This is a genomic window from Derxia lacustris (assembly GCF_002105195.1).
GTDB classification, from domain to species: Bacteria; Pseudomonadota; Gammaproteobacteria; order Burkholderiales; family Burkholderiaceae_E; genus Derxia; species Derxia lacustris.
This window is the reverse complement of sequence record NZ_MUHU01000036.1, coordinates 14,343-34,938: the sequence shown is the minus strand read 5'-3', so window position 1 is coordinate 34,938 and position 20,596 is coordinate 14,343. Positions and strand designations below refer to the sequence as shown.

At 70.2% G+C, this 20,596-nt stretch carries 21 protein-coding genes; 18 read left to right on the top strand and 3 right to left on the bottom strand.

Annotated features, from left to right (window positions below):
• Positions 1–22: 22 nt before the first annotated feature.
• The 14 genes from B9P64_RS21145 to hslU all read left to right on the top strand — a co-directional run bounded on the left by B9P64_RS21145 (position 23) and on the right by hslU (position 14,877).
• Complete coding sequence (locus B9P64_RS21145) at positions 23–727, top strand: cell division ATP-binding protein FtsE (RefSeq protein ID WP_085318146.1); 705 nt, start codon at positions 23–25, stop codon at positions 725–727.
• Positions 724–1,668, top strand: coding sequence for a cell division protein FtsX (locus tag B9P64_RS21140; RefSeq protein WP_085318087.1), 945 nt, complete (start codon positions 724–726; stop codon positions 1,666–1,668). The genes B9P64_RS21145 and B9P64_RS21140 overlap by 4 nt, the downstream gene beginning before the upstream one ends.
• 293 nt (positions 1,669–1,961) lie before the next feature.
• The gene (gene rpoH, locus B9P64_RS21135) at positions 1,962–2,798 is read left to right on the top strand and encodes an RNA polymerase sigma factor RpoH (protein WP_235840083.1); all 837 of its coding nucleotides are present in this window, start codon (positions 1,962–1,964) and stop codon (positions 2,796–2,798) included.
• An 88-nt stretch (positions 2,799–2,886) separates the two neighbouring features.
• Complete coding sequence (dapF, locus tag B9P64_RS21130; protein WP_085318085.1) at positions 2,887–3,738, top strand: diaminopimelate epimerase; 852 nt, start codon at positions 2,887–2,889, stop codon at positions 3,736–3,738.
• Between the two features lie 94 nt (positions 3,739–3,832).
• On the top strand, positions 3,833–4,510 hold the full coding sequence (locus B9P64_RS21125) for a DUF484 family protein (protein WP_085318084.1): 678 nt from the start codon (positions 3,833–3,835) through the stop codon (positions 4,508–4,510).
• A gap of 13 nt (positions 4,511–4,523) precedes the next feature.
• Positions 4,524–5,558, top strand: coding sequence for a tyrosine-type recombinase/integrase (locus tag B9P64_RS21120; RefSeq protein WP_235840078.1), 1,035 nt, complete (start codon positions 4,524–4,526; stop codon positions 5,556–5,558).
• Between the two features lie 34 nt (positions 5,559–5,592).
• A complete protein-coding gene (locus tag B9P64_RS21115; protein WP_085318083.1) occupies positions 5,593–6,831 on the top strand; it encodes a class I SAM-dependent rRNA methyltransferase in 1,239 nt (412 codons plus the stop codon).
• Positions 6,832–7,043: 212 nt separating this feature from the next.
• Positions 7,044–8,027 carry a CobW family GTP-binding protein gene (locus B9P64_RS21110; RefSeq protein WP_139826445.1) on the top strand — a complete coding sequence of 328 codons (984 nt, stop codon included), beginning with the start codon at positions 7,044–7,046 and terminating at the stop codon, positions 8,025–8,027.
• A 126-nt stretch (positions 8,028–8,153) separates the two neighbouring features.
• Positions 8,154–8,531, top strand: coding sequence for an RNA polymerase-binding protein DksA (gene dksA / locus B9P64_RS21105; protein WP_235840082.1), 378 nt, complete (start codon positions 8,154–8,156; stop codon positions 8,529–8,531).
• A gap of 34 nt (positions 8,532–8,565) precedes the next feature.
• On the top strand, positions 8,566–8,970 hold the full coding sequence (locus B9P64_RS21100; RefSeq protein WP_139826444.1) for a hypothetical protein: 405 nt from the start codon (positions 8,566–8,568) through the stop codon (positions 8,968–8,970).
• Between the two features lie 91 nt (positions 8,971–9,061).
• A complete protein-coding gene (locus tag B9P64_RS21095; RefSeq protein WP_085318080.1) occupies positions 9,062–11,200 on the top strand; it encodes a TonB-dependent receptor in 2,139 nt (712 codons plus the stop codon).
• 248 nt (positions 11,201–11,448) lie between these two features.
• A complete protein-coding gene (locus B9P64_RS21090; RefSeq protein ID WP_085318079.1) occupies positions 11,449–12,879 on the top strand; it encodes an STAS domain-containing protein in 1,431 nt (476 codons plus the stop codon).
• A 119-nt stretch (positions 12,880–12,998) separates the two neighbouring features.
• A complete protein-coding gene (hslV, locus tag B9P64_RS21085; RefSeq protein WP_085318143.1) occupies positions 12,999–13,535 on the top strand; it encodes an ATP-dependent protease subunit HslV in 537 nt (178 codons plus the stop codon).
• Between the two features lie 10 nt (positions 13,536–13,545).
• The gene (gene hslU, locus B9P64_RS21080) at positions 13,546–14,877 is read left to right on the top strand and encodes an ATP-dependent protease ATPase subunit HslU (protein WP_085318078.1); all 1,332 of its coding nucleotides are present in this window, start codon (positions 13,546–13,548) and stop codon (positions 14,875–14,877) included.
• Positions 14,878–14,881: 4 nt separating this feature from the next.
• On the opposite strand, the gene B9P64_RS21075 is transcribed toward hslU, so the two are convergent.
• The 3 genes from B9P64_RS21075 to phoB all read right to left on the bottom strand — a co-directional run bounded on the left by B9P64_RS21075 (position 14,882) and on the right by phoB (position 17,317).
• Entirely contained in the window at positions 14,882–15,358 is a 477-nt protein-coding gene (locus tag B9P64_RS21075; RefSeq protein ID WP_085318077.1) for a hypothetical protein, read from the bottom strand.
• Between the two features lie 13 nt (positions 15,359–15,371).
• Positions 15,372–16,499 (bottom strand): PDC sensor domain-containing protein, encoded by a 1,128-nt coding sequence (locus B9P64_RS21070; RefSeq protein ID WP_085318076.1) that lies wholly within the window; start codon positions 16,497–16,499, stop codon positions 15,372–15,374.
• A 113-nt stretch (positions 16,500–16,612) separates the two neighbouring features.
• On the bottom strand, positions 16,613–17,317 hold the full coding sequence (gene phoB / locus B9P64_RS21065) for a phosphate regulon transcriptional regulator PhoB (protein WP_085318075.1): 705 nt from the start codon (positions 17,315–17,317) through the stop codon (positions 16,613–16,615).
• Between the two features lie 243 nt (positions 17,318–17,560).
• Here phoB and B9P64_RS21060 point away from each other — a divergent pair, with 243 nt between their 5' ends.
• From B9P64_RS21060 to B9P64_RS21045, 4 genes are all read left to right on the top strand, one after another.
• Positions 17,561–17,938 (top strand): gamma-butyrobetaine hydroxylase-like domain-containing protein, encoded by a 378-nt coding sequence (locus B9P64_RS21060; RefSeq protein ID WP_407919700.1) that lies wholly within the window; start codon positions 17,561–17,563, stop codon positions 17,936–17,938.
• Between the two features lie 73 nt (positions 17,939–18,011).
• Positions 18,012–18,791 carry a bifunctional demethylmenaquinone methyltransferase/2-methoxy-6-polyprenyl-1,4-benzoquinol methylase UbiE gene (ubiE, locus tag B9P64_RS21055; RefSeq protein ID WP_085318074.1) on the top strand — a complete coding sequence of 260 codons (780 nt, stop codon included), beginning with the start codon at positions 18,012–18,014 and terminating at the stop codon, positions 18,789–18,791.
• Between the two features lie 95 nt (positions 18,792–18,886).
• Complete coding sequence (locus B9P64_RS21050; RefSeq protein WP_176256917.1) at positions 18,887–19,885, top strand: Tim44 domain-containing protein; 999 nt, start codon at positions 18,887–18,889, stop codon at positions 19,883–19,885.
• Entirely contained in the window at positions 19,882–20,550 is a 669-nt protein-coding gene (locus tag B9P64_RS21045; protein WP_085318072.1) for a ubiquinone biosynthesis accessory factor UbiJ, read from the top strand. The genes B9P64_RS21050 and B9P64_RS21045 overlap by 4 nt, the downstream gene beginning before the upstream one ends.
• Positions 20,551–20,596 lie beyond the last annotated feature (46 nt).

Sequence of the window (20,596 nt, the reverse complement as noted above, 5' to 3'; positions counted from 1 at the left end):
GTGCATGACCCAGACCGCCCCGCTGATCGAGTTCGCGGCCGTTCGCAAGGCCTATCCCGGCAGCCGCGGCGATGCCCTGGCCGGCCTCGATCTGGCCATTGCGCGCGGCGAGTTCATTGCCGTGCTGGGGCCTTCGGGCGCCGGCAAGTCCACCCTGTTCAAGCTGATTGCCGCCATCGAGCGGCCGAGCGCCGGCCGCGTGAGCGTGGGCGGCCAGGATGTCGGCCGGCTGTCGCGTGCCGCCGTGCCGTGGTTTCGCCGCAAGCTCGGACTCACCTTCCAGGACACCAAGCTGCTCGACGACCGCAGCGTGCTCGACAACGTGATGCTGCCGCTGCTGTGTACCGGCAGCTTCGGTGAGCAGGCCGTGGCGCGCGGCCGCGCCGCGCTCGACAAGGTGGGGCTGCGCCAGTTCGAAAAGGCGCTGCCGGCCACCCTGTCGGGCGGCGAGCAGCAGCGCGTGGCGCTGGCGCGCGCCATCGTCAACCGCCCGGCGGTGCTGCTGGCCGACGAGCCGACCGCCAATCTCGATGCCGCCGCTGCCGAACGCATCGTGCAGATCTTTGCCGACTTCCATCGCCTGGGCACAACGGTGCTGGTGGCCACGCACACGCCCGACGTGCTGGCCGGCGCGGCGACCCGCACCATCCGGCTCGCCGACGGTCGGCTGGTCGGCGACGAGCGCTTCGCGCCGCCGGTCGCGGTGCCGCAGGGAGCCCAGCGATGATCTGGCTGCGTTTTCATCTGCATGCGCTTGGCGTGGCGCTGCGCGGCATTGCGCTCGAGCCGCTGAGCTGGCTGGCCGGCGTGCTGGTCATCGCGGTCGCGGTGCTGCTGCCGATGGTGCTGCACGCCACCGTCGGCGCGCTGGCGCCGCTGCTGCGCGACATCGCCGCCGACCCCGAGATCTCGATCTTTCTCGCGCCCGAGGCGCCGCCCGAAGCCACCGTCGCCCTGCGCGGCCAGCTCGAACCGCTGCTGGCCGCCGCCCGCGCCGACACGCCGGGCGCGCGCTTCAAGCTGCGCGAAGTGCCGCGCGGCGAGGCGCTGGAGCGGTTTCGCATCGAGGCCGGCCGGGCCGGCGGCGCCGGCGCGCTCGATGCGCTGAAGGACAACCCGCTGCCCGACAGCTTCATCGTGACCGCGAGCAATGCCGCGCCGGCCCGGCTGACCCGGCTGGCCGATGCGGCGCGTGCGCTGCCGGGCGTCGATCTGGTTCAGCTCGACGCGGCCTGGGTGCAGCGGCTGGCCGCCGCGCTCGGCGTGGTGACGGCGCTGCAATGGGGCCTCGCCGGCCTGCTCGCGCTGGTGGTGATGGCGGTCACCTTCAATGCCACGCGAGTGCAGGTGCTGCTGCTGCGCGACGAGATCGAGGTGGCGCGGCTGGTCGGCGCGACCGGCGGCTTCATCCGCCGGCCGTTCGTGTATCGCGGGGCGCTGCTCGGGCTGGCCGGCAGCACGCTGGCGCTCGGGCTGATGGCGCTGCTGGGCCATGCGCTGCGCGCGGCGGTCACGCAATACGGCGGCGCCGAATTCGCCGCGCTGGCGGCGGCGGTACCGGTGACGCTGCAGCCGGTCGAGGCCGGCGCTGCGGTCGTCGCCTGCGTGCTGCTCGGCGCGGCTGGCGGCAACTGGTCGGCCTGGCGCCAGTTGCGCACCCATCCCTGATCCCGGGTAGCCGCGCCCGGCGGCGTGATTTCCGCTGCAAAAGCCGCCGATTTCGTTACTCGGCAGCCGAACCGATTGGGCTAGGCTTTCTTCTATCGAAGCGGCCTATTTGATTCGTTTTGTAAATCGTAAGGCCGGCTTTCTCCGGCTTAGCACTCTCGCCTGTCGAGTGCTAAGATTTTTTCGACAGCGGCGCACCTGCCTTCGCGATGCCGCCGCCAAAGGAGATTTGCCAGATGACGAACACCGCCCTTGCCCTGACTTCCGGTCTGCAAACCCCGGCGCGGTTCAACATGCCGGTTCCGGTCGGCAACCTGGATACCTATATCCAGGCGGTCAACCGCATCCCGCTGCTGACGCCTGAGGAAGAGACCCGCTTCGCGCGCGAATTCCGCGACAACCACGACATCGACGCTGCCGGGAAGCTGGTGATGTCGCATCTGCGGCTTGTGGTTTCGATCTCGCGCCAGTACCTGGGCTATGGCCTGCCGCATTCCGACCTGATCCAGGAAGGCAATGTCGGCCTGATGAAGGCCGTCAAGCGCTTCGACCCCGAGCGCGGCGTGCGCCTCGTGAGCTTTGCGATGCACTGGATCAAGGCCGAGATCCACGAGTACGTGCTGCGCAACTGGCGCCTCGTGAAGATCGCCACCACCAAGGCCCAGCGCAAGCTGTTCTTCAACCTGCGCAGCATGAAGACCGGCTCGGGCTCGCTGAGCGATGCCGAGATCGACGCGATGGCCGATGCGCTCGACGTCAAGCGCGCCGACGTGGTCGAGATGGAAACCCGGCTCTCGGGCGGCGACGTGGCGCTCGAAGGTCAGGTGGAAGACGGCGAGGAGGAATTCGCGCCGATCGCCTACCTGTCCGACGACCATGACGAGCCCACCCGCGTGATCGAGGCGCGCCGCCGCGATGCGCTGGCCGGCGTCGGCCTGCAAGAAGCGCTCGACAAGCTCGATGCGCGCAGCCGCCGCATCGTCGAGTCGCGCTGGCTGGCCGAGGAGGGCGAAGACCTCACGCTGCACGATCTGGCCGGCGAATTCGGCGTGTCGGCCGAGCGCATTCGCCAGATCGAGTCGGCCGCGCTCAAGAAGATGCGCGGCACCCTGGCCGAATACCGCAGCTGACCTGCGCCGGTCGGGTTGCCCCGACCGCGCCGCTGCCGCACCATCCCGAGCCCGTGCCGATCCGCACGGGCTTTTTCATTGGCCGATCATGAAACTTCGCTTCACCAAGATGCAGGGCGCGGGCAACGACTTCATCGTCATCGATGCCACGCGCGAGCCGATCGAGCTGGCGCCGGAGCGCTGGCGCGCACTGGCCGACCGCCATTACGGCATCGGCGCCGACCAGATCCTGATCGTCGGCCAGCCGAAAGACCCGGCCAACGATTTCAGCTACCGCATCGTCAATGCCGACGGCAGCGAGGTGGAGCACTGCGGCAACGGCGCGCGCGCCTTCATGCACTTCGTGACGGCCAAGGGGCTGACGGTCAAGCGCCGCGTCAGCGTGGAAATCTTGCCGGGCCTCATCACGCTGGAGATGGATGCGGCCGGCGCGGTCACCGCTGGCATGGGCGTGCCGGTGCTCGATGCGGCGCGCGTGCCCTTCGACGCCACCAGCCTGCAAGCGCGCCGCGACGGCGAGCTCGACCGCTGGCCGCTCGACCTGGGCGACGCCACGGTCGAGATCGGCGTGGTGTCGATGGGCAATCCGCATGCGGTGCTGCGCGTGGACGATGTGGACACGGCGCCGGTCGCCAGCGTCGGCCCGCAGGTGGAGAACCATCCGCGCTTTCCGCGCCGGACCAATGTGGGCTTTGTGCAGGTGCTGGACGCCCACGCAATCCGTCTGCGCGTCTGGGAACGCGGCGCCGGCGAGACGCTGGCCTGCGGCACCGGCGCCTGCGGTGCGGTGGTCGCGGCCATCCTGGCCGGCTGGGTGCAGTCGCCGGTGCGCATCGAGGCGCGTGGCGGCGAGCTGAGCGTGGCCTGGAACGGCCCCGGCAGCGTCGCCTTCCTCGGCGGGCCGACCGCCATCGTGTTCGAGGGCGAGATCGAGATCTGATCGCCCCGCAGCGGGCCGGCCGACTGCACCATGCCCCGGCCGCCCGCACCGCTAGAATCCGCGCCCCGCCGCCCACGCCCTCCGCAAAGCCGCCATGTCCCTCGATCCGACCGAAGTTGCCGCCTGGCTCCAGGCTCATCCCGAATTCTTCAACGAGCATGCCGATGCGCTGGCCAAGCTCAGTCTGGTGTCGCCGCACGGCAATCGCGCGGTGTCGATCCAGGAGCGCCAGGTGGAAGTGCTGCGCGACAAGCTGCATGCGCTCGAACTCAAGCTGGCCGAGCTGATCCGCTTTGGCCAGGAAAACGACGTGATCGCCGAGAGCACCCAGCGGCTGGTGCGCGATCTGCTCATCGAGACCGATCCGCGCCGGCTGCCGGCGGCGGTGCTGCGCAATCTGAAGAACGCGTTCGCGCTGCCGGCGCTGGCCATGCGCATCTGGGGCGCGCCGGCCGAAGTCACGGCCGGCCAGTCGTGGGCGCATGAGGTGCCGTCCGACACGCGCAGCTTTGCCAACAGCCTGATGGTTCCGTACTGCGGCCCCAACTCGGGCTTTGATGCGGTGCGCTGGCTGACCGACGGCAACGACGGGCTGGTGATCCGCTCGGTGGCGATCCTGCCGCTGCGCGTGGGCGCGGCGCCGGCGGCGTTTGGCCTGCTGCTGCTCGGCTCGCCCGACAGCGAGCGCTTCACGACCGAGATGGGCACGACCTATCTGGCGCGCATCGGCGAGATCGCCAGCGCCGCGCTGTCGCGCCTGCTCAAGGCCTGAGCGCCGCGCCGGCGTGGACATCGAACAGCTGCCGCCCGAGGCGCGCGCCTTTCTCGACGCCATGCGCTGCGAGCGTCGGCTGGCGCAGCGCACGGTCGAGATGTATGCGCTGGCGCTGTCCGAGCTGATCGGCTCGCTCGGCGGCCGCGTGCCGCTGATGGCGGTGCAGCCGCTGCACATTCGGCGCGCGGCGGCGCAACTGGCCGAGCGTGGACAGGCGCCGCGCAGCGTGGCGCTGGCGCTGTCGGCCTGGCGCGCCTTCTATCGCTGGCAGGCACGGCGTGGCGCGGTGGCGGCCAATCCGGCGCTCGGCGTCAAGGCGCCGAAGGCGGCGCGGCTGCTGCCCAAGGCGCTGGTGCCCGATGCGACGGCCCAGCTGCTCGACAGCGACATGACCGATGCGCGGCGCGCAGCGCGACTGGCCGCCGCGCTGCGGGATGCGGCGCCGGCCGTGCCGACCGCCGATGCCAGCGCCGCGCCGGCCAGCGTCGCCACTGAAGCCGCCAGCATCGACCCCGTCGCGCTGCGCGACCGCGCCATGTTCGAGCTGATGTACTCCTCGGGCTTGCGCCTCGCCGAGCTGGTCGGGCTCGACCTGCGCGCCTCGCCCGATGCGCTCGGCTGGCTCGCCGACGATCTGCGCGAGGTGACGGTCACCGGCAAGGGCGGCAAGCGCCGCAGCGTGCCGGTCGGCACTCAGGCCGCCGAGGCCCTGCGCGCCTGGCGCCGCGCGCGGGTGCAGCTCGCCAGGTTCGATGAGCCGGCGCTGTTCGTCGGCCTGCGCGGCGCGCGGATTGCGCCGCGCGTGGTGCAGTTGCAGCTCGCTGCCCAGGCCGCGCGCGCCGGGCTGCCGGGCGGCGTCAGCCCGCACATGCTGCGGCACAGCTTTGCCAGCCATGTGCTGCAAAGCTCGGGCGACCTGCGCGCGGTGCAGGAGATGCTCGGCCACGCCAGCCTGTCGACCACGCAGGTGTACACGCGGCTCGATTTCCAGCATCTGGCCCAGGCCTACGACCAGGCCCATCCGCGCGCCCGGCGGCGCGATTGACGGCCGCCCGCTCCACTCCTCTTCCGCCCAAGCCATGACCGCCCGACTCATCCTCAAACCCGGCCGCGACAAGGCCCTGCTGCACGGCCATCCGTGGATCTTCTCGGGCGCGATCGAGACCGAGCCGCAGCGCACGCAGCCGGGCGCGACCGTGCAGGTCGAAAGCGCCGGCGGCAAGCCGCTCGCGCTCGCCAGCTGGTCGCCCAGCTCGCAGATCCGCGCCCGGGTCTGGAGCTTCGACCTGAGCCGGCCGATCGATCACGCCTTCTTCAAGCGCCGCGTCGCCGAGGCCATCGCGCTGCGCCGCGCGCTGATGCCCGACTTCGATCGCCAGGGCGCGCTGCGGCTGCTGCACGGCGAGTCGGACGGGCTGCCGGGCGTCATCTGCGACTGGTACCGCGCCGAGCTGGCGCCGGCCGCCGGCGGCGAATCCTGGCTCGTGCTCCAGCTCACCAGCGCCGGCGCCGAACGCTGGCGCGACGCGCTGGTGGCCGCGCTGGTCGATGCCACCGGCACGCCCAACGTCTACGAGCGCAGCGACAGCGACGTGCGCGGCCTCGAAGGGCTGGCGCCGCGCACCGGCGTCATCCGCGCGGCCGCCGGCGTGACCGGCCCGTCGGCCGGCTTCTCCATCGAGGAGAACGGTCTGCGCCTCGGCGTCGACATCGTCGGCGGCCACAAGACCGGCTTCTACGCCGACCAGCGCGTCAACCGCGCCAAGGTCGGCCGCATGGCCGCCGGCAAGCGCGTGCTCAACACCTTCTGCTACACCGGCGGCTTCTCGGTCGCGGCGCTGGCCGGCGGCGCCGAAAGCGTGGTGTCGATCGATTCCTCGGCCGACGCGCTGGAGCTGGCGCGCGCCAACGTCGCGCGCAACGGCCTCGACGCCGGCCGCGCCGACTGGATCTGCGACGACGCCTTCCAGGCGCTGCGCCGGCTGCGCGCCGAGGAGCGCCAGTTCGACCTCGTCATCCTCGATCCGCCCAAGCTCGCGCCGTCGGCCGCGCATGTGGAACGCGCCGCGCGCGCCTACAAGGACATCAACCTCAACGGCCTGCGCCTGCTGGCGCCGGGCGGGCTGCTGTTCACCTACTCGTGCTCGGGCGCGATCTCGACCGAGCTGTTCCAGAAGATCGTGGCCGGTGCCGCCGCCGACGCGCCGGCCGACGCGGTCATCGTCGAGCGCCTCGGCGCCGATGCCGACCATCCGCTGCGGCTCGCCTTCCCCGAGGGCGAGTATCTGAAGGGGCTGGTGCTGCGCAAGGCGGGCTGAGGCGCGGCGGCTCGACAACCCGCGCGGGCCGCCGCCCATTGCCGCCGCGCGCGCTTGAAACACCGCCGCCGCGCCCCACATGCCGTGCGGCGTTATCGTCAGCCCCGCGTCAAGGCGCCGCCTCCGGGCCGGGCGCCGCACAACACAACAGCAGGCGTCGCGCGACGCCGGCGCGAAGGTCGCTCCCGCCTTCGCCGAACCAAGGAAGCCCCATGTCCACCAACACCATGATTCCGGTCACGATCCTCACCGGCTTTCTCGGCGCCGGCAAAACCACGCTGCTCAACCGCATCCTCAAGGCCGAGCACGGCCACAAGATCGCGGTCATCGAGAACGAGTTCGGGCCGGAAAGCGTCGACAACGACCTGCTCGTGCGCGAGGACGGCGAGCAGATCGTCGAGATGAACAACGGCTGCGTCTGCTGCACCGTGCGCGGCGACCTGGTGCGCATCCTCGGCGAGCTGGCGGCCAAGCGCCGCACCGGCAAGCTCAAGTTCGACCGCGTGGTCATCGAGACCACCGGCATGGCCAATCCGGGCCCGGTCACCCAGACCTTCTTCATGGACGACGAGGTCGCCGAGAGCTATCTGCTCGACGGCGTGGTGACGGTGGTCGATGCCAAGCACGGCGGCCAGACGCTCGACGAGCAGGACGAGGCGCAGGCGCAGGTGGGCTTTGCCGACCGCATCCTGCTGAGCAAGACCGACCTCGTCACGCCCGAGGAAGCTGCCGCCATCAAGGCGCGGCTGGTGGCCATCAACCCGCGCGCGCCGATCAAGCCCGTGGCCTTCGGCGACGCCGACGTGTCGGACGTGCTCGACATCAAGGGCTTCAATCTCAACGCCATCCTCGACATCGATCCCGACTTCCTCGCCGGGCGTCATGAGCATTCGCATGAAGGCGACGTGGGAGCCTTCGCTTTCACCAGCGACAAGCCCTTCGACGGCGCCCGGCTCGATGAATTCCTGTCGTCGATCGTGCAGGTATTCGGCGAAAGCCTCTTGAGGTATAAGGGCGTGCTTTTCATCAAGGGCATGGATCGCCGGGTCATTTTCCAGGGCGTCCACATGATGATGGGCTCCGACATGGGCAAGGCCTGGGGCAAGGACAAGCGCACGAACAAGATGGTCTTCATCGGGCGCAAGCTGCCTCAGGACGTGATCCTGAAGGGGCTTGAGCAATGCTTGGTTAGTTAAATCAGAGGGATCGAGATGGCAGCGACCGCATCGAACAACACGCCGTCTTCCCGTGACGGTTCGGCCGCCGTGAACCCGGCTCACACCACCCGTTATGCCGGCATCACCGAGGCCGAACTCCTCGCGATGCCGGAAGAGGACTACATGAACGCGCAGCAGCTCGCGTTCTTCCGCGCACGGCTCCAGGCGATGGAGCAGGAAATCCTGCAGAACGCCGACGAGACCACCGAACACCTGCGCGAGACCGTCGTCGTGCCCGATCCGGCCGACCGCGCCACCATCGAGGAAGAGCACGCGCTCGAACTGCGCACCCGCGACCGCGAGCGCAAGCTGCTCAAGAAGATCCAGCAGGCGGTCCAGCAGGTCGACAGCGGCGAGTACGGCTATTGCGAGGAAACCGGTGACCCGATCGGGCTGCCGCGTCTGCTGGCCCGCCCGACCGCCACGCTCACGCTCGAGGCGCAGCAGCGCCGCGAGCTGAAGCAGAAGCTCTACGGCGACTGAGTCTTTCACCGTCATGAGTTCGACGAACAGGCGCATGCAATCCCGGTTGCTGCGCCTGTTTGCATTTGCGCGCAGCGCATGGCCGGCGTCCGTGCTGGCGCTGCTGCTGCTGTTCGGCCAGACGCTCGGGCAGGTTCACCGCATCGCGCATGCGGCCTGGCCGGTGCCCGCCGTCGAGCGGTCGGCGCTGCCGGCGGTCGGCGCGGCGGCGGTGGCCGACGAGCGCACTTCCCTGTTCGGCCATGCCGCCGACCGGATTGCCTGCGCGCTGTTCGATGGCGTTGCGCTTGCGGCGGCGCTGCCGGGCGTGGCGCTGGCGCTGGCCTTGTTGTGCGCCGCCCTGGTGCGGCGACTGTCGGCGGCCATCGCGCTGCCCGATCTGCGGCGCATTGCCGCCTTCCTTTCGCGCGCCCCGCCGCGCCCAGTCCCGTTCGGCTGAACCGGTGCCGGCCCGCGTGGCCGGCGTTGCCGCTTTCGCGGCAGGACTGTGCGCGTCCCTTTTCCCTCGCGGGCGCGCCAAAGGGATTCCCATGCAGGTTTTCGATGTTTTCCCGCGCGCCGCGATGGCGCGCGCGCTTTCGCTCGCCTTCGGGCTGATGGCCGGCGTCAACGGCGCAGCGGCGCTCGCCGCCGACGATGCGGCGGCTGGCGCTGGCGGCGCCGCGTCGTCGGCCGGCCGCGCCGCTGCCGCCGCAGCGGCGGGCGGCAGCACGCAGCTTCAGCTCGACACGGTGACCATCACCGCCTCGCCGCTCGGCCGCGACGATGAGCTGACCCAGGCCACGCCGGCCACCGTGCTGCGCGGCGATGCGCTGCGCGCGGCCGAGCGCGGCAGCCTCGGCGCGACGCTGGCCAACCAGCCCGGCGTGAGTTCCAGCGCCTACGGTGCCGGCGCCGGCCGGCCGATCATTCGCGGCATGGATTCGAGCCGGGTGCGCATCGCCGAGAACGGCCTGGGCGTCGGCGACGTGTCGGCCGCCTCGCCCGACCACCGCGTGGCGGCCGACAGCTTCAACTCGCCGCAGATCGAGGTGCTGCGCGGCCCGGCCACGCTGCTCTACGGCTCGGGCGCCATCGGCGGGCTGGTCAATGTCGTGTCCACCCGCATCCCGCTCGAACGACCCGACGCGATGCAGGCCGACGTCGGCGTGAGCAGCGCCAGCGCCGAGCGCGACACCACGCTGTCCTTCGGCATGACCGCGCCGGCCGGCGCCGACATGGCCTGGCGCGCCGAAGGCTTCCGCGACGCGAGCGGCGATTACTCGCTGGCCAAGCCGCTGCGCGACGCCAGCGGCCGCATCGTCGCCAGCGACCGGCTGCCGAGCAGCGGCGCCACCACGCAGTCGTTCGCGCTCGGCGGCGCCTGGTTTGGCGACGGCGCGGTGCGCAATCTGGGTCTGGCGGTGCAGCGCTACGAGTCGGACTACGGCATTCCCAACTACGCCGATCCGGTCACGATCCAGCTCGGCCGCACGCGCATCGAGGCACGCGCCGAACTGGCCCCGCCCGGCGACGGCTGGTTCGAGCGCGCCCGCATCAAGGCCGGCCACACCGAATACGGCCATGCCGAAGTCGCGCCCGACGGCTCGACCGGCGCGCGCTTCATCAGCCAGTCGAACGAGCTGCGGGTGGAACTGCCGCAGCGCGCGATCGGCGGGCTCGACGGCGCGGTCGGCGTCTCGGTCGACGACGGCAGCGTGCGCGGCGCGGGCGAGGGCGTGCTGCCGCGCACCACCAGCAACAGCCTCGCGGTATTCGCGCTCGAACGTCTGCGCGCCGGCCCGATGCGCTACGAAGCCGGCCTGCGTGGCGAACGCACGGCCTACCGCCCGGGCGAGGCCGGCGAGGACGGCAGCCAGCCGCCCAACCGCAGCTTCGGCCTGTTCAGCGGCTCGGCGGCGGCGTTCTGGTCGCCGCTCGCGGGGCAGGAGCTGGGCGTCACGGCTACGCTTTCGCAGCGCGCGCCATCGGTGCAGGAGCTGTATTTCGTCGGCGCTCATCCGGCCACCTTCGCCTACGAAATCGGCAGCGCCGAACTCGGCCGCGAACGCTCGCGCAATCTGGAGCTGTCGTATGCCGCCCACGCCGGCGCCTGGCGCTGGAAGACCGCGCTCTACGAGAACCGCTTCTCCGACTACATCCACGGCGATTTCGACGGCAGCAGCACCGCGCTCGATGACGGCGAAAGCCTCGCCAACCTGCGCTACCGCCAGGACGACGCGCGCTTTCGCGGCGGCGAGGCCGAGGTGGAATGGCAGGGCGAGGCACTGCGGCTGCGGCTCTGGGGCGATCTGGTGCGCGCGGTGCTCACCTCGGGCCCGCATGCCGGCGACAACCTGCCACGCATCGCACCGGCCCGATTGGGCGCGCAAGTGGGTTGGCGCAGGGATCGCTTCGATTTGTCGGCCGATATCACCGGCGTGTTCAGACAAAATCACGTCTCGCAATACGACATTCGAGATGACGCGGCCGAAGCACCGACGCCGGGCTATGTTCTGGCCGGCCTGCGCGCGCAGTGGCGACCGCTTGGCGCCAACCCGGACATGACACTGTTTCTCGCCCTGCGTAACCTGCTCGACGCCGATGCGCGCGTGGCTACGTCATTCTTGAAGGATCGCGCGCCACTGCCGGGGCGCTCGCTGGTGGTTGGAGCCCGTTTCGGGTTTTGACCGAGCGATTGCACGGCGAGCGCGATCAAGAATCGTGGCGTGTGGCCGAAGAACCAGTCAGGCCCGGAGTCCGAGAGCCTTGTGAAGGCAAGGCTCAGGCATCCTTTTGGTAACCGTGGTTGCCATGGCTTGTGTTACTGGCTGGTTTTGTGCTTGTGGCGGATGGGCGATGCTAGACTCGCGCCCGGCAATCCCGTCCCCGCGCACGTCTTCGCCGTGTACTACCTCCTCGGGATCAGGCAAACCACATGTTTTCGCTGTTCGGCAAAAAAGACCGCAAACGCTCCGAATCCACGAACAGCGGACTCGGTCGCACCGTCTACCCGCGCGACCAGCAGGCCGGTGCGGCCAGCGCCCAGTCGCGCAGCGACATCCAGCGGCGCCGGCAGGAAGAAATGACCGCCAAGATCAACGCGATCGAGTCGGAAATGGTCGCCGACCTGCCGCCGCTCGGCGCACCGCGCCGGGCAACGCCGGTCCCCAACGGCGTCGCGCTGCCGGCCGACGTCAAGCGCGAGCCCGATACCGCCCAGCAGCGCGGCGCGCCGCCCGACACCGTCGGCATGAGCGAATCGCCGTCGGTGCTCACCGCCGATCTTGAAGCGCTGTCGACCGACATCTTTCACGACTCGCCGGTCGCCATCGAGCTGAGCGATACCGGTGCCGGACTGCCGGCCGCGGTCGAGGAGGCGGCGATCTTCTACGCCAACGGCCAGAACGCCGAATGCATGCGCGCGCTGCGCGACGAGATCGCCGTCGACGGCAGCAATCCTTCGGTCTGGTATCTGCTGTTCGAGGCGCTCCAGCAGCAGGGCGACCATGCCGGCTTCGATGCGCTGGCGATGGATTTCGTCGTGCGCTTCGAGCGCTCGTCGCCGGTCTGGCGCGATCAGGCTGCGCCCGGCGAGTCCACCCTTCGCAAGACGCCGGGCCACAGTTACACCGTGGCGCTGCCGGCCGCGCTGGTGGCCCGCGTGGCCAACGATTTCGCGGCGGCGCGGCGTGCCATCAACAGCAAGGCGCGCATCAACCTGTCCTTCGATGCGGTCTGCTCGTCCGACGAGGCCGGTGCCGAGGCGCTGCTCGACTTCCTTGCCGCTGCGGCGCGCGGTCAGGCCCAGGTCTATCTCACCGGGCTCGGCACCGCGGTCGAGCGGCTCGGCGAGTCGGCGGCCAGCAACGACGGCCTGCTGCCGCGCACGGTCTGGCTGCTGCGGCTGGAGCTGTACCGGCTGCTGCGCCGCGACAACGAGTTCGAGGAGCTGTCGGTCGAATACGCGGTGGCCTTCGAGGTGTCGCCGCCGTCGTTCGAGCCGGTGCCCGAGCATTTCGTCGTCGACGACCGGGCGCGCCGGCGCGAATCCGGCGTGGCAACCGATCCGCGCGTCGCCGAGCTGCGCACGCTCGGTCCGCATCTGGAAGGCGATCTGCTCGGCCGCGCGCCCGAGGCGATCAGCATTCTCGAAGCGGCGGCGGCGCTGTCGGATCAGGTCGAGATCGATTGCAGCCTGCTGCGCCGGGTCGATTTCGCGGCCGCCGGCAATCTGCTCAACTGGCTGGTGTCGGCCCAGTCGCGCGGCAAGCAGTTCAACTTCATGGACGTGAACCAGTTGGTGCTGGCGCTGTTCCGCATCATGGGCATCACCGGCGTGGCCCAGGTCACGGCGCGCCGGCTCTAAAGGCGGCGCTCGCCGGCTCGACCCAGGTCGGGCGGCGGCGGGCTTGCAAGCCGGCCATCCGGCTGCATCTAGGGCACTCGTTTCAAGGAGCGCTCATGGAGCCCAACCAATCCCAGGGTCTGCCGCAGTACCACGGCACCACCATTCTTTCGGTGCGGCGCGGCAATCGCGTCGCCCTCGGCGGCGACGGTCAGGTCACGCTGGGCAACATCGTCGTCAAGAGCACCGCGCGCAAGGTGCGCCGGCTGTATGGCGACCGCATCCTCGCCGGCTTTGCCGGCGGCACCGCCGACGCCTTCACGCTGTTCGAGCGCTTCGAGGCCAAGCTCGAAAAGCATCAGGGCAATCTGCTGCGCAGCGCGGTGGAGCTGGCCAAGGACTGGCGCACCGACCGCATGCTGCGTCGGCTGGAGGCGATGCTGGCCGTGGCCGACCGCGAGCATTCGCTCATCATCACCGGCAACGGCGACGTGCTGGAGCCCGAGGGCGGCATCGTCGCCATCGGCTCGGGCGGCGCCTATGCGCAATCGGCCGCCAAGGCGCTGATCGAGAACACCGAGCTTGCGCCCGCCGACGTGGTGAAGAAGTCGCTGAGCATCGCCGGCGACATCTGCATCTACACCAACCAGTCGCACACCATCGAATCGCTCGACTGAAGGAGCACGCATGAGCCAACTCACGCCGGCCGAGATCGTCGCCGAGCTCGACAAGCACATCGTCGGGCAGGGCAATGCCAAGAAGGCCGTGGCCGTGGCGCTGCGCAACCGCTGGCGCCGCCAGCAGGTGGCCGAGCCGCTGCGCCATGAAATCACGCCGAAGAACATCCTCATGATCGGGCCCACGGGCGTGGGCAAGACCGAGATCGCGCGCCGCCTTGCGCGGCTGGCCGATGCGCCGTTCGTCAAGGTCGAGGCGACCAAGTTCACCGAGGTGGGCTATGTCGGCCGCGATGTCGAAACCATCATCCGCGACCTGGTCGAGGTGGCCATCAAGCAGGTGCGCGAGCTGGAAACCCGCCGCGTGCGCAGCCAGGCCGAGGAGCGCGCCGAGGACCGCATCCTCGACGTGCTGGTGCCGCCCACGCGCGACATCGGTTTTGCCGCCAGCCACAGCGAGGACAACGCCACGCGCCAGACCTTCCGCAAGCGGCTGCGCGAGGGCCAGCTCGACGAGAAGGAAATCGAGATCGAGATCCGCGAGGCCGCGCCCGAGTTGCAGGTGATGGCGCCGCCCGGGATGGAAGACGCGATGAACCAGATCCAGTCGATGTTCTCGGGACTGAACCAGGGCAAGAAGAAGCAGCGCAAGCTCAAGGTGCGCGAGGCCTTCAGGCTCATCGCCGACGAGGAGGCCGGCAAGCTGGTCAACGAGGAAGAGCTGAAGCTGCGCGCGCTGCAAAGCGTGGAGCAGAACGGCATCGTCTTTCTCGACGAGATCGACAAGATCGCGTCGCGCAGCGAAGGCCACGGCGCCGATGTGTCGCGGCAGGGCGTGCAGCGCGACCTGCTGCCGCTGGTGGAAGGCACGACCGTGCAGACCAAGCACGGCATGGTGAAGACCGACCACATCCTGTTCGTGGCCTCGGGCGCCTTCCACCTGAGCCGGCCGAGCGATCTGATCCCCGAGCTGCAAGGGCGCTTCCCGATCCGCGTCGAGCTCGATTCGCTGTCGGTGGCCGATTTCGAGGCCATCCTCACGCAGACCGATGCCTCGCTGGTGAAGCAGTACCAGGCGCTGCTGGCGACCGAAGGCGTGACGCTCGACTTCCAGCCCGATGGCGTGCGGCGGTTGGCCGAGATCGCGCATTCGGTCAACGAGAAGACCGAGAACATCGGCGCGCGCCGGCTGCACACGGTGCTGGAGCGGCTGCTGGAGCAGGTGAGCTTCGAGGCCGGCAACCCCGGCCAGCCGCGCGCGGTGGTGGTGGATGCCGGCCTGGTCAACGAGCGGCTCGGTGCGCTGGCGCGCGACGAGGATCTGAGCCGCTACGTGCTGTAAGCCGCTAGCCGAGGCCGAGCCGGCGCGCCAGCGTGCGCGCGTCGGCGGCGTCGAGCGACGGCGCGAGCCGCGCCAGCAGGCCGTCGAGGCTGGTCGCGCCGGCGGCTTCCTCGATGAGCACGCTGGCCATCGGTCCGACCAGATCGAGCAGTTCGCGCTCCACCCGGGCCAGCTGCTCGGGCGGCAGCCCGCCCGGTGCCGGCGCCTCGGTCGTGCCGCCCAGGATTTGTGCGGTCTGCGGCAGGTCGACGTGACGCTCGTTCACCTCGCCCGGCACAAACTGGTAGCTGCGGCAGCGCGTCTCGCGGAAGGCCAGCAGTGCCTCCTTGCCGCGCAGCGCGCGAAACGAGACGGCGACGATGTTTCCCGCCGCCAGTCCGATCCGGCAATGCCGGTTGTCCTCGGACACGGCGAACACCATTCCCGTCGCGCCCAGGTCGTTGAGCCGGCGCAGTTCGGCCAGCATTGCGATGTCGATCATGGCGGTGGGCCGATCAGGCGCGGCGCAGCCGCGACATCGCGAGCTTCATGCTCTTGGACAGCCGGGCGATGGCCTGGGCCAGCGAGCCGATCTCGTCGCTGCGATTGACGGCGGGAATCTCGTCGTCGAGCGCGCCGCGGCTGATGCGGTCGGCGATCGCGGTCAGTTCGACGATCGGCCGCGCCAGCGAACCGGCCACCAGCCAGGTCAGTACTGCCACGCCGATCAGCGTCACCACCAGGATGGCGATGGCGATGCGGTCGGCATGCTCGACGCCGCTCAGCACTTCCTCGGTCGCCAGCTGGGTGATGACGAACCAGCCCTGGTTCGTCTTCTCGATCCAGGCCAGCTGCTCGCGGTTGCCATCGGTGTAGTGCGCCAGTCCGGTCTGGCCGCGGCGTGCCGCCAGATAGGCCGGATGCGCCGAAAAATCCTCGAACCGGTCGCCGAGCCCATGATCCGTATGCACGATCAGCCGGCCGTCGGCATGAACCAGGAAGGTCTGGTTGCTCATGCCGTGGCGCTGCTCGGCGAAGTGCCGGGCGATCTTGTCGAGCGAGGTGGCGGCGGCCATCACGCCGGCCAGATTGCCGGCTTCGCCATGCACCGGCACCGCCAGGATCACCGTCGGCACGACGCGCGTCTTGCCCATCCCGACCTCGACGGCGAAGGGCTGGCCGGCGAGCACGTCGCGCACATAGCTGCGCTCGCCATAGCTGAAGCCGGCCGGATCGCGCTCGTCGCTGCGCGCCAGATTGGCGCCGTCGGGCCCGATCAGATGCCACAGATAGACGGTATCGAGCCGCGGATTGCGGCCGGCCGCCTGCAACACCCGGGTGATCTGCGGCGCCGACAGCGCCCGGCTGGCCGGCATGGCGGCCAGCAGCTCGATCGCGGTCCGGGTCTCGGACAGCCAGTCGTCGGTGGTCTGGCGCGCGCTTTCGCCGATGACCTTCAGCCGCGCTTCGGCCGTGTTGCGGGCTTCATCGATGAAGGTGCTGCGCACCGCGAGCCACAGGCCGCCGATCGGCAGCAGCGTGGCCAGCAGAAAGACGATCAGCAGGCGCTGGCGCAGCCCGAAGCGGACGACGTTGACGCTCGGCTGCGCGGCCGGCGAGGCAAGAGTGGGATTGGCGGACATGGGGTTTCAGTGGAGGAAGGGGAGAACCGATCCTAGAAACCCCGGCGCGCTGAAAAATGTTTTGTTACGAATGCCGAGCCGGGACTATTCCTTTTTTCCCGGCGTTCGCCGGGTCAGGCAGCCACGTCGGCCGGCGTGGCGGTGAAGCGATAGCCGGCGCCGCGCACGGTTTCGACATGCTTGTCGTGGCCGGTGGCGACCAGCGCCGCGCGCAGCCGCTTGATGTGGACATCGACCGTGCGCTCTTCCACGAACACATGGTCGCCCCACACATGGTCGAGCAGCTGGGTGCGCGAATGCACCCGCTCGCCGTGGGTCATGAAGAAGTGCAGCAGGCGGAACTCGGTCGGACCCATCTCCACCGTCTTGCCGCGCGCGGTCACGCGGTGGGTGGCCGGATCGAGTCGCAGGCCGCCGATCTCGACCGCATCGTCGGTGAGCTGGGGCGCGCGGCGGCGCAACACCGCCTTGATGCGCGCCAGCAGTTCCTTGGGGCTGAACGGCTTGGTCACGTAATCGTCGGCACCCGCTTCGAGGCCGGCGATCTTGTCTTCCTCGTCGGCGCGCGCCGTGAGCATGATGATCGGCACGTCCTTGGTGCGCTCGCTGGCGCGCAACTGGCGCGCGAAGGCGATGCCGGAATTGCCCGGCAGCATCCAGTCGAGGATGACGACGTCGGGCAGTTCGGCGCGGATCAGCGTCTGGGCCTGGTCGGTATCGAAGGCGCGCAGCGTCTTGTGACCGGCGAAGCTCAGGTTGACCGAGATGAGTTCCTGGATGGCGGGTTCGTCTTCGACGACGAGGATGGTGCTGGGCATGGCATGGACCCTTTGTGTGTCTGCCGGAACCGCGACGGTATGAACCTAGCGTGACACCGCCATGACACCGCCGCAACGGTTCACGCGCCGTGCCGACGGCGGCCGGGCTTTGCTGATAACTTCGCTGCCAGCACTTTCCTGCGCGCGCCGTTGCGGATGCCGGCCGAAGCCAGCCCTGCCACGGATTCCAACGCCCGCGAGCGCGTCGCGAAGACGATGCCCGCCCAGCCTCCGAGAGCCGCCGTGACCAGCCCCGTTCCCGCCCACGTCCTGCCGACCGAAATCACCCTGCATCAGCGTTCGCGCCAGCTCGAAATCGCTTTCGACGACGGCGCGCGCTTTCGCCTCGATGTGGAATACCTGCGCGTCCTGAGCCCGTCGGCCGAGGTGCGCGGCCACGGCCCGGGGCAGGAGGTGCTCCAGGTCGGCAAGCGCAACGTCAACATCGTGGCGATCGAGCCGGTCGGCAATTACGGCCTCAAGCCGGTGTTCGACGACGGCCATGAATCGGGCATCTACACCTGGCCCTTCCTGTACGAACTCGGGCGCGACCACGACAAGCTGTGGGCCGACTATCTCGCCACGCTGGCCGCCGCCGGCGCCAGCCGCGACCCGCTCTGATCTTCCTTGCCGGCCGCCGCGCGCGGCCGTTCACGTTTCTTTCCGCGCCCCGGCGCGGCCCGAGCCCAGCAGCATGACCAGCCAAGATCCCGCCAGCGCCACCACCCATTTCGGCTATCAGACCGTGCCCGAGAGCGAGAAGGCGCGCCGCGTCGCCGACGTGTTCCATTCGGTGGCCGCGCGCTACGACGTGATGAACGATCTGATGTCGGCCGGCCTGCACCGGTTGTGGAAGGCCTTCACCATCGGGCAGGCCGCCATCCGCCCAGGCATGCGGGTGCTCGACGTGGCCGGTGGCACGGCCGATCTGGCGCGCGCCTTCGCCAAGCGCGCGCGCGGCCCCGGCCGCGATGGCCGCGAGGGCGAGGTCTGGCTGACCGACATCAACGCCTCGATGCTCGGCGTGGGCCGCGACCGCATGATCGACGACGGTCTGCTGATGCCCGTGGCGCAATGCGATGCCGAGAAGCTGCCTTTCCCCGACGAGTACTTCGACGTGGTGAGCGTGGCCTTCGGCCTGCGCAACATGACCCACAAGGACGCGGCGCTGGCCGAGATGCGCCGCGTGCTGCGGCCGGGCGGCAAGCTGCTGGTGCTTGAGTTCAGCAAGCTGCTGCCGGGCCTCAAGCCGCTCGAAAAGCTGTACGACGTTTACAGCTTCAAGGTGCTGCCCTGGCTTGGCGCCAAGGTGACGGATGACGCCGAGAGCTATCGCTATCTGGCCGAATCGATCCGCATGCATCCCGATCAGGCCACGCTCAAGGCGATGATGGAAGGCGTGGGGTTCGACCGTGTCGAGGTGTTCAACCTCAGCGGCGGCGTGGTGGCCCTGCACAAGGGCTGGAAGTACTGACGGGAACCGGGCAAGGCATGCAAGGCGAGCAGGCGGAACACAGGGCGGATCGGATGGCGGAAGGGTGGCGTCGCAGGCATGCGGCAGCTTCGTTCATGGTTCACGCAAGTCTGGTGGCGCTGTTCGCGCTGCCCTTGCCGGCGGCGGCCGAATCCGATGCAAGCGCTGGCAATTCGGGCACGGCCCAGGCCGCGACCGGCGCCGCCGCCGAGGAAGCGCCGCGTCCCGTGCAGCGCAAGCGCGTGCGCGAAGCGCGCCCGGCGGCGCCGGTGCAGCCGACGGTGGCGGCACCGGTGCCTGCTGCGGCGCCAACCGGGCCGGTCGAGCTGGCGGGTGCTGCGCTGGTGAGCGCGGTGCTGGCGCTGGGCTTTGGCGCGCTGTCCGGTGCGCCGCCCACGCCGGGCATGGCGGCCGCCATCGTCGCGGTGCTGACGCTGTTGCTGCTGCTGGCGCTGATCGTCGCGTTGCGGCTGGGGCGCCGGGCCCGACGCCAGCGTCCGCTCGGGCCGCCGGTGGCGCAGCCGCTGCGCGATCTGGGGCCGATCACCATCGGGTTGCTCGGCCGCGAGGGCGAGGCCGGGCCGATCACGGCGCTGCTGGTGCCGCTGTCGCAGGCGGCGCGCGATGAGCCGACCGCCTCGGCGGCGCAGGCGCCGACAGCGGCCGGCCCGGCGCCGCGCGTTCCCGCCGGCTTCGATGCCGCCGGTTTCGTCGCGGCGGCGCGCGAACACTTTCTGCGGCTGCAACAGGCCTGGGACGACGGCGACACCGCCGGCATGGAAGCGATGATGACCGCCGCCATGATCGGCCGCGTGCATGGCGAACTCGAACGGCGCCAGGCCGAGCGGCGCCGCGCCGAGCACACCGAAATCCTCGCGCTCGATGCCGAACTCATCGGCGTGAAGACGGTCGGTGCGCAGTGGCTGGCGAGCGTGCGTTTCCGGGGCCGCATGCGCGATCTCGATGCCACGGTGGCGCTCGATTCGCCCGACGCCTTCGACGAGATCTGGAACTTCGATTGCGCCAGCCCCGGCGATGGCCGCTGGCTGCTCGCCGGCATCGAACCGCTGCACGCCCGACCGGAGTCCGCATGACCGCGACCCTTGCCTCGCCCGATACCGCCGTGCCGCTGGTAGCGCCGTCCGCCCTCGGGCGCGTGGCGCTCGGCGGGCTGACCGCCGCGCTCAACCATCTGATCGCGTCCGAGCAATGGGCGCGCGACCGGCTGCGCAACCATGCCGGCAAGACGGCGCACATCGCCGCCGCGCCGCTCGACCTGACGCTGGTGGTGATGAGCGACGGCCTGGTCGGCGCCGCCGCCAGCGTGACCGAGCCCGATGTGCGGCTGACGCTCGACTGGGCCGGGCTGCCGGCCAGCGCGCGCAGCGCCGCCGACGGCACGCCGCTCGAAGACGCGCTGCTGCGCCATGTGCATATCGAGGGCGAGGCCGACTTCGCCAACACGCTCGGCCTGCTGCTGCGCCATGTGCGCTGGGATGCGGAAGACGACCTCGCGCGCGTCATCGGCGATGCCGCCGCCTACCGGCTGATGAGCAGCGGGCGCAAGGCCGGCGCCACGCTGCGCGACGGCGCCCGGCGCGTCGCCGCCAACCTCGCCGAATACCTCACCGAGGAACGGCCGGTGCTGGTGCCGCGCGCCCGGCTCGATGCGCTGCGCGCCGACCTCGCGGCGCTGCAAGCCGATGCCGATCGGCTCGGCGCGCGCCTCGCCGCGCTGCCGGCGCGCAAGCCCGGCTGACTGCGCTGCGGCGGGTCGCCGCGCAGTGATCCGCATCGCGCAAGCC

Excerpts from the sequence above, each read along its gene's own strand:
- B9P64_RS21140 (WP_085318087.1), top strand. The coding sequence starts at position 724 with ATGATCTGGCTGCGTTTTCATCTGCATGCGCTTGGCGTGGCGCTGCGC.
- rpoH (WP_235840083.1), top strand. The coding sequence starts at position 1,962 with ATGCCGGTTCCGGTCGGCAACCTGGATACCTATATCCAGGCGGTCAAC.
- dapF (WP_085318085.1), top strand. The coding sequence starts at position 2,887 with ATGAAACTTCGCTTCACCAAGATGCAGGGCGCGGGCAACGACTTCATC.
- B9P64_RS21125 (WP_085318084.1), top strand. The coding sequence starts at position 3,833 with ATGTCCCTCGATCCGACCGAAGTTGCCGCCTGGCTCCAGGCTCATCCC.
- B9P64_RS21115 (WP_085318083.1), top strand. The coding sequence starts at position 5,593 with ATGACCGCCCGACTCATCCTCAAACCCGGCCGCGACAAGGCCCTGCTG.
- B9P64_RS21110 (WP_139826445.1), top strand. The coding sequence starts at position 7,044 with ATGTCCACCAACACCATGATTCCGGTCACGATCCTCACCGGCTTTCTC.
- dksA (WP_235840082.1), top strand. The coding sequence starts at position 8,154 with ATGCCGGAAGAGGACTACATGAACGCGCAGCAGCTCGCGTTCTTCCGC.
- B9P64_RS21100 (WP_139826444.1), top strand. The coding sequence starts at position 8,566 with ATGCAATCCCGGTTGCTGCGCCTGTTTGCATTTGCGCGCAGCGCATGG.
- B9P64_RS21095 (WP_085318080.1), top strand. The coding sequence starts at position 9,062 with ATGCAGGTTTTCGATGTTTTCCCGCGCGCCGCGATGGCGCGCGCGCTT.
- B9P64_RS21090 (WP_085318079.1), top strand. The coding sequence starts at position 11,449 with ATGTTTTCGCTGTTCGGCAAAAAAGACCGCAAACGCTCCGAATCCACG.
- hslU (WP_085318078.1), top strand. The coding sequence starts at position 13,546 with ATGAGCCAACTCACGCCGGCCGAGATCGTCGCCGAGCTCGACAAGCAC.
- B9P64_RS21075 (WP_085318077.1), bottom strand. The coding sequence starts at position 15,358 with ATGATCGACATCGCAATGCTGGCCGAACTGCGCCGGCTCAACGACCTG.
- B9P64_RS21070 (WP_085318076.1), bottom strand. The coding sequence starts at position 16,499 with ATGTCCGCCAATCCCACTCTTGCCTCGCCGGCCGCGCAGCCGAGCGTC.
- phoB (WP_085318075.1), bottom strand. The coding sequence starts at position 17,317 with ATGCCCAGCACCATCCTCGTCGTCGAAGACGAACCCGCCATCCAGGAA.
- ubiE (WP_085318074.1), top strand. The coding sequence starts at position 18,012 with ATGACCAGCCAAGATCCCGCCAGCGCCACCACCCATTTCGGCTATCAG.
- B9P64_RS21050 (WP_176256917.1), top strand. The coding sequence starts at position 18,887 with ATGGTTCACGCAAGTCTGGTGGCGCTGTTCGCGCTGCCCTTGCCGGCG.
- B9P64_RS21045 (WP_085318072.1), top strand. The coding sequence starts at position 19,882 with ATGACCGCGACCCTTGCCTCGCCCGATACCGCCGTGCCGCTGGTAGCG.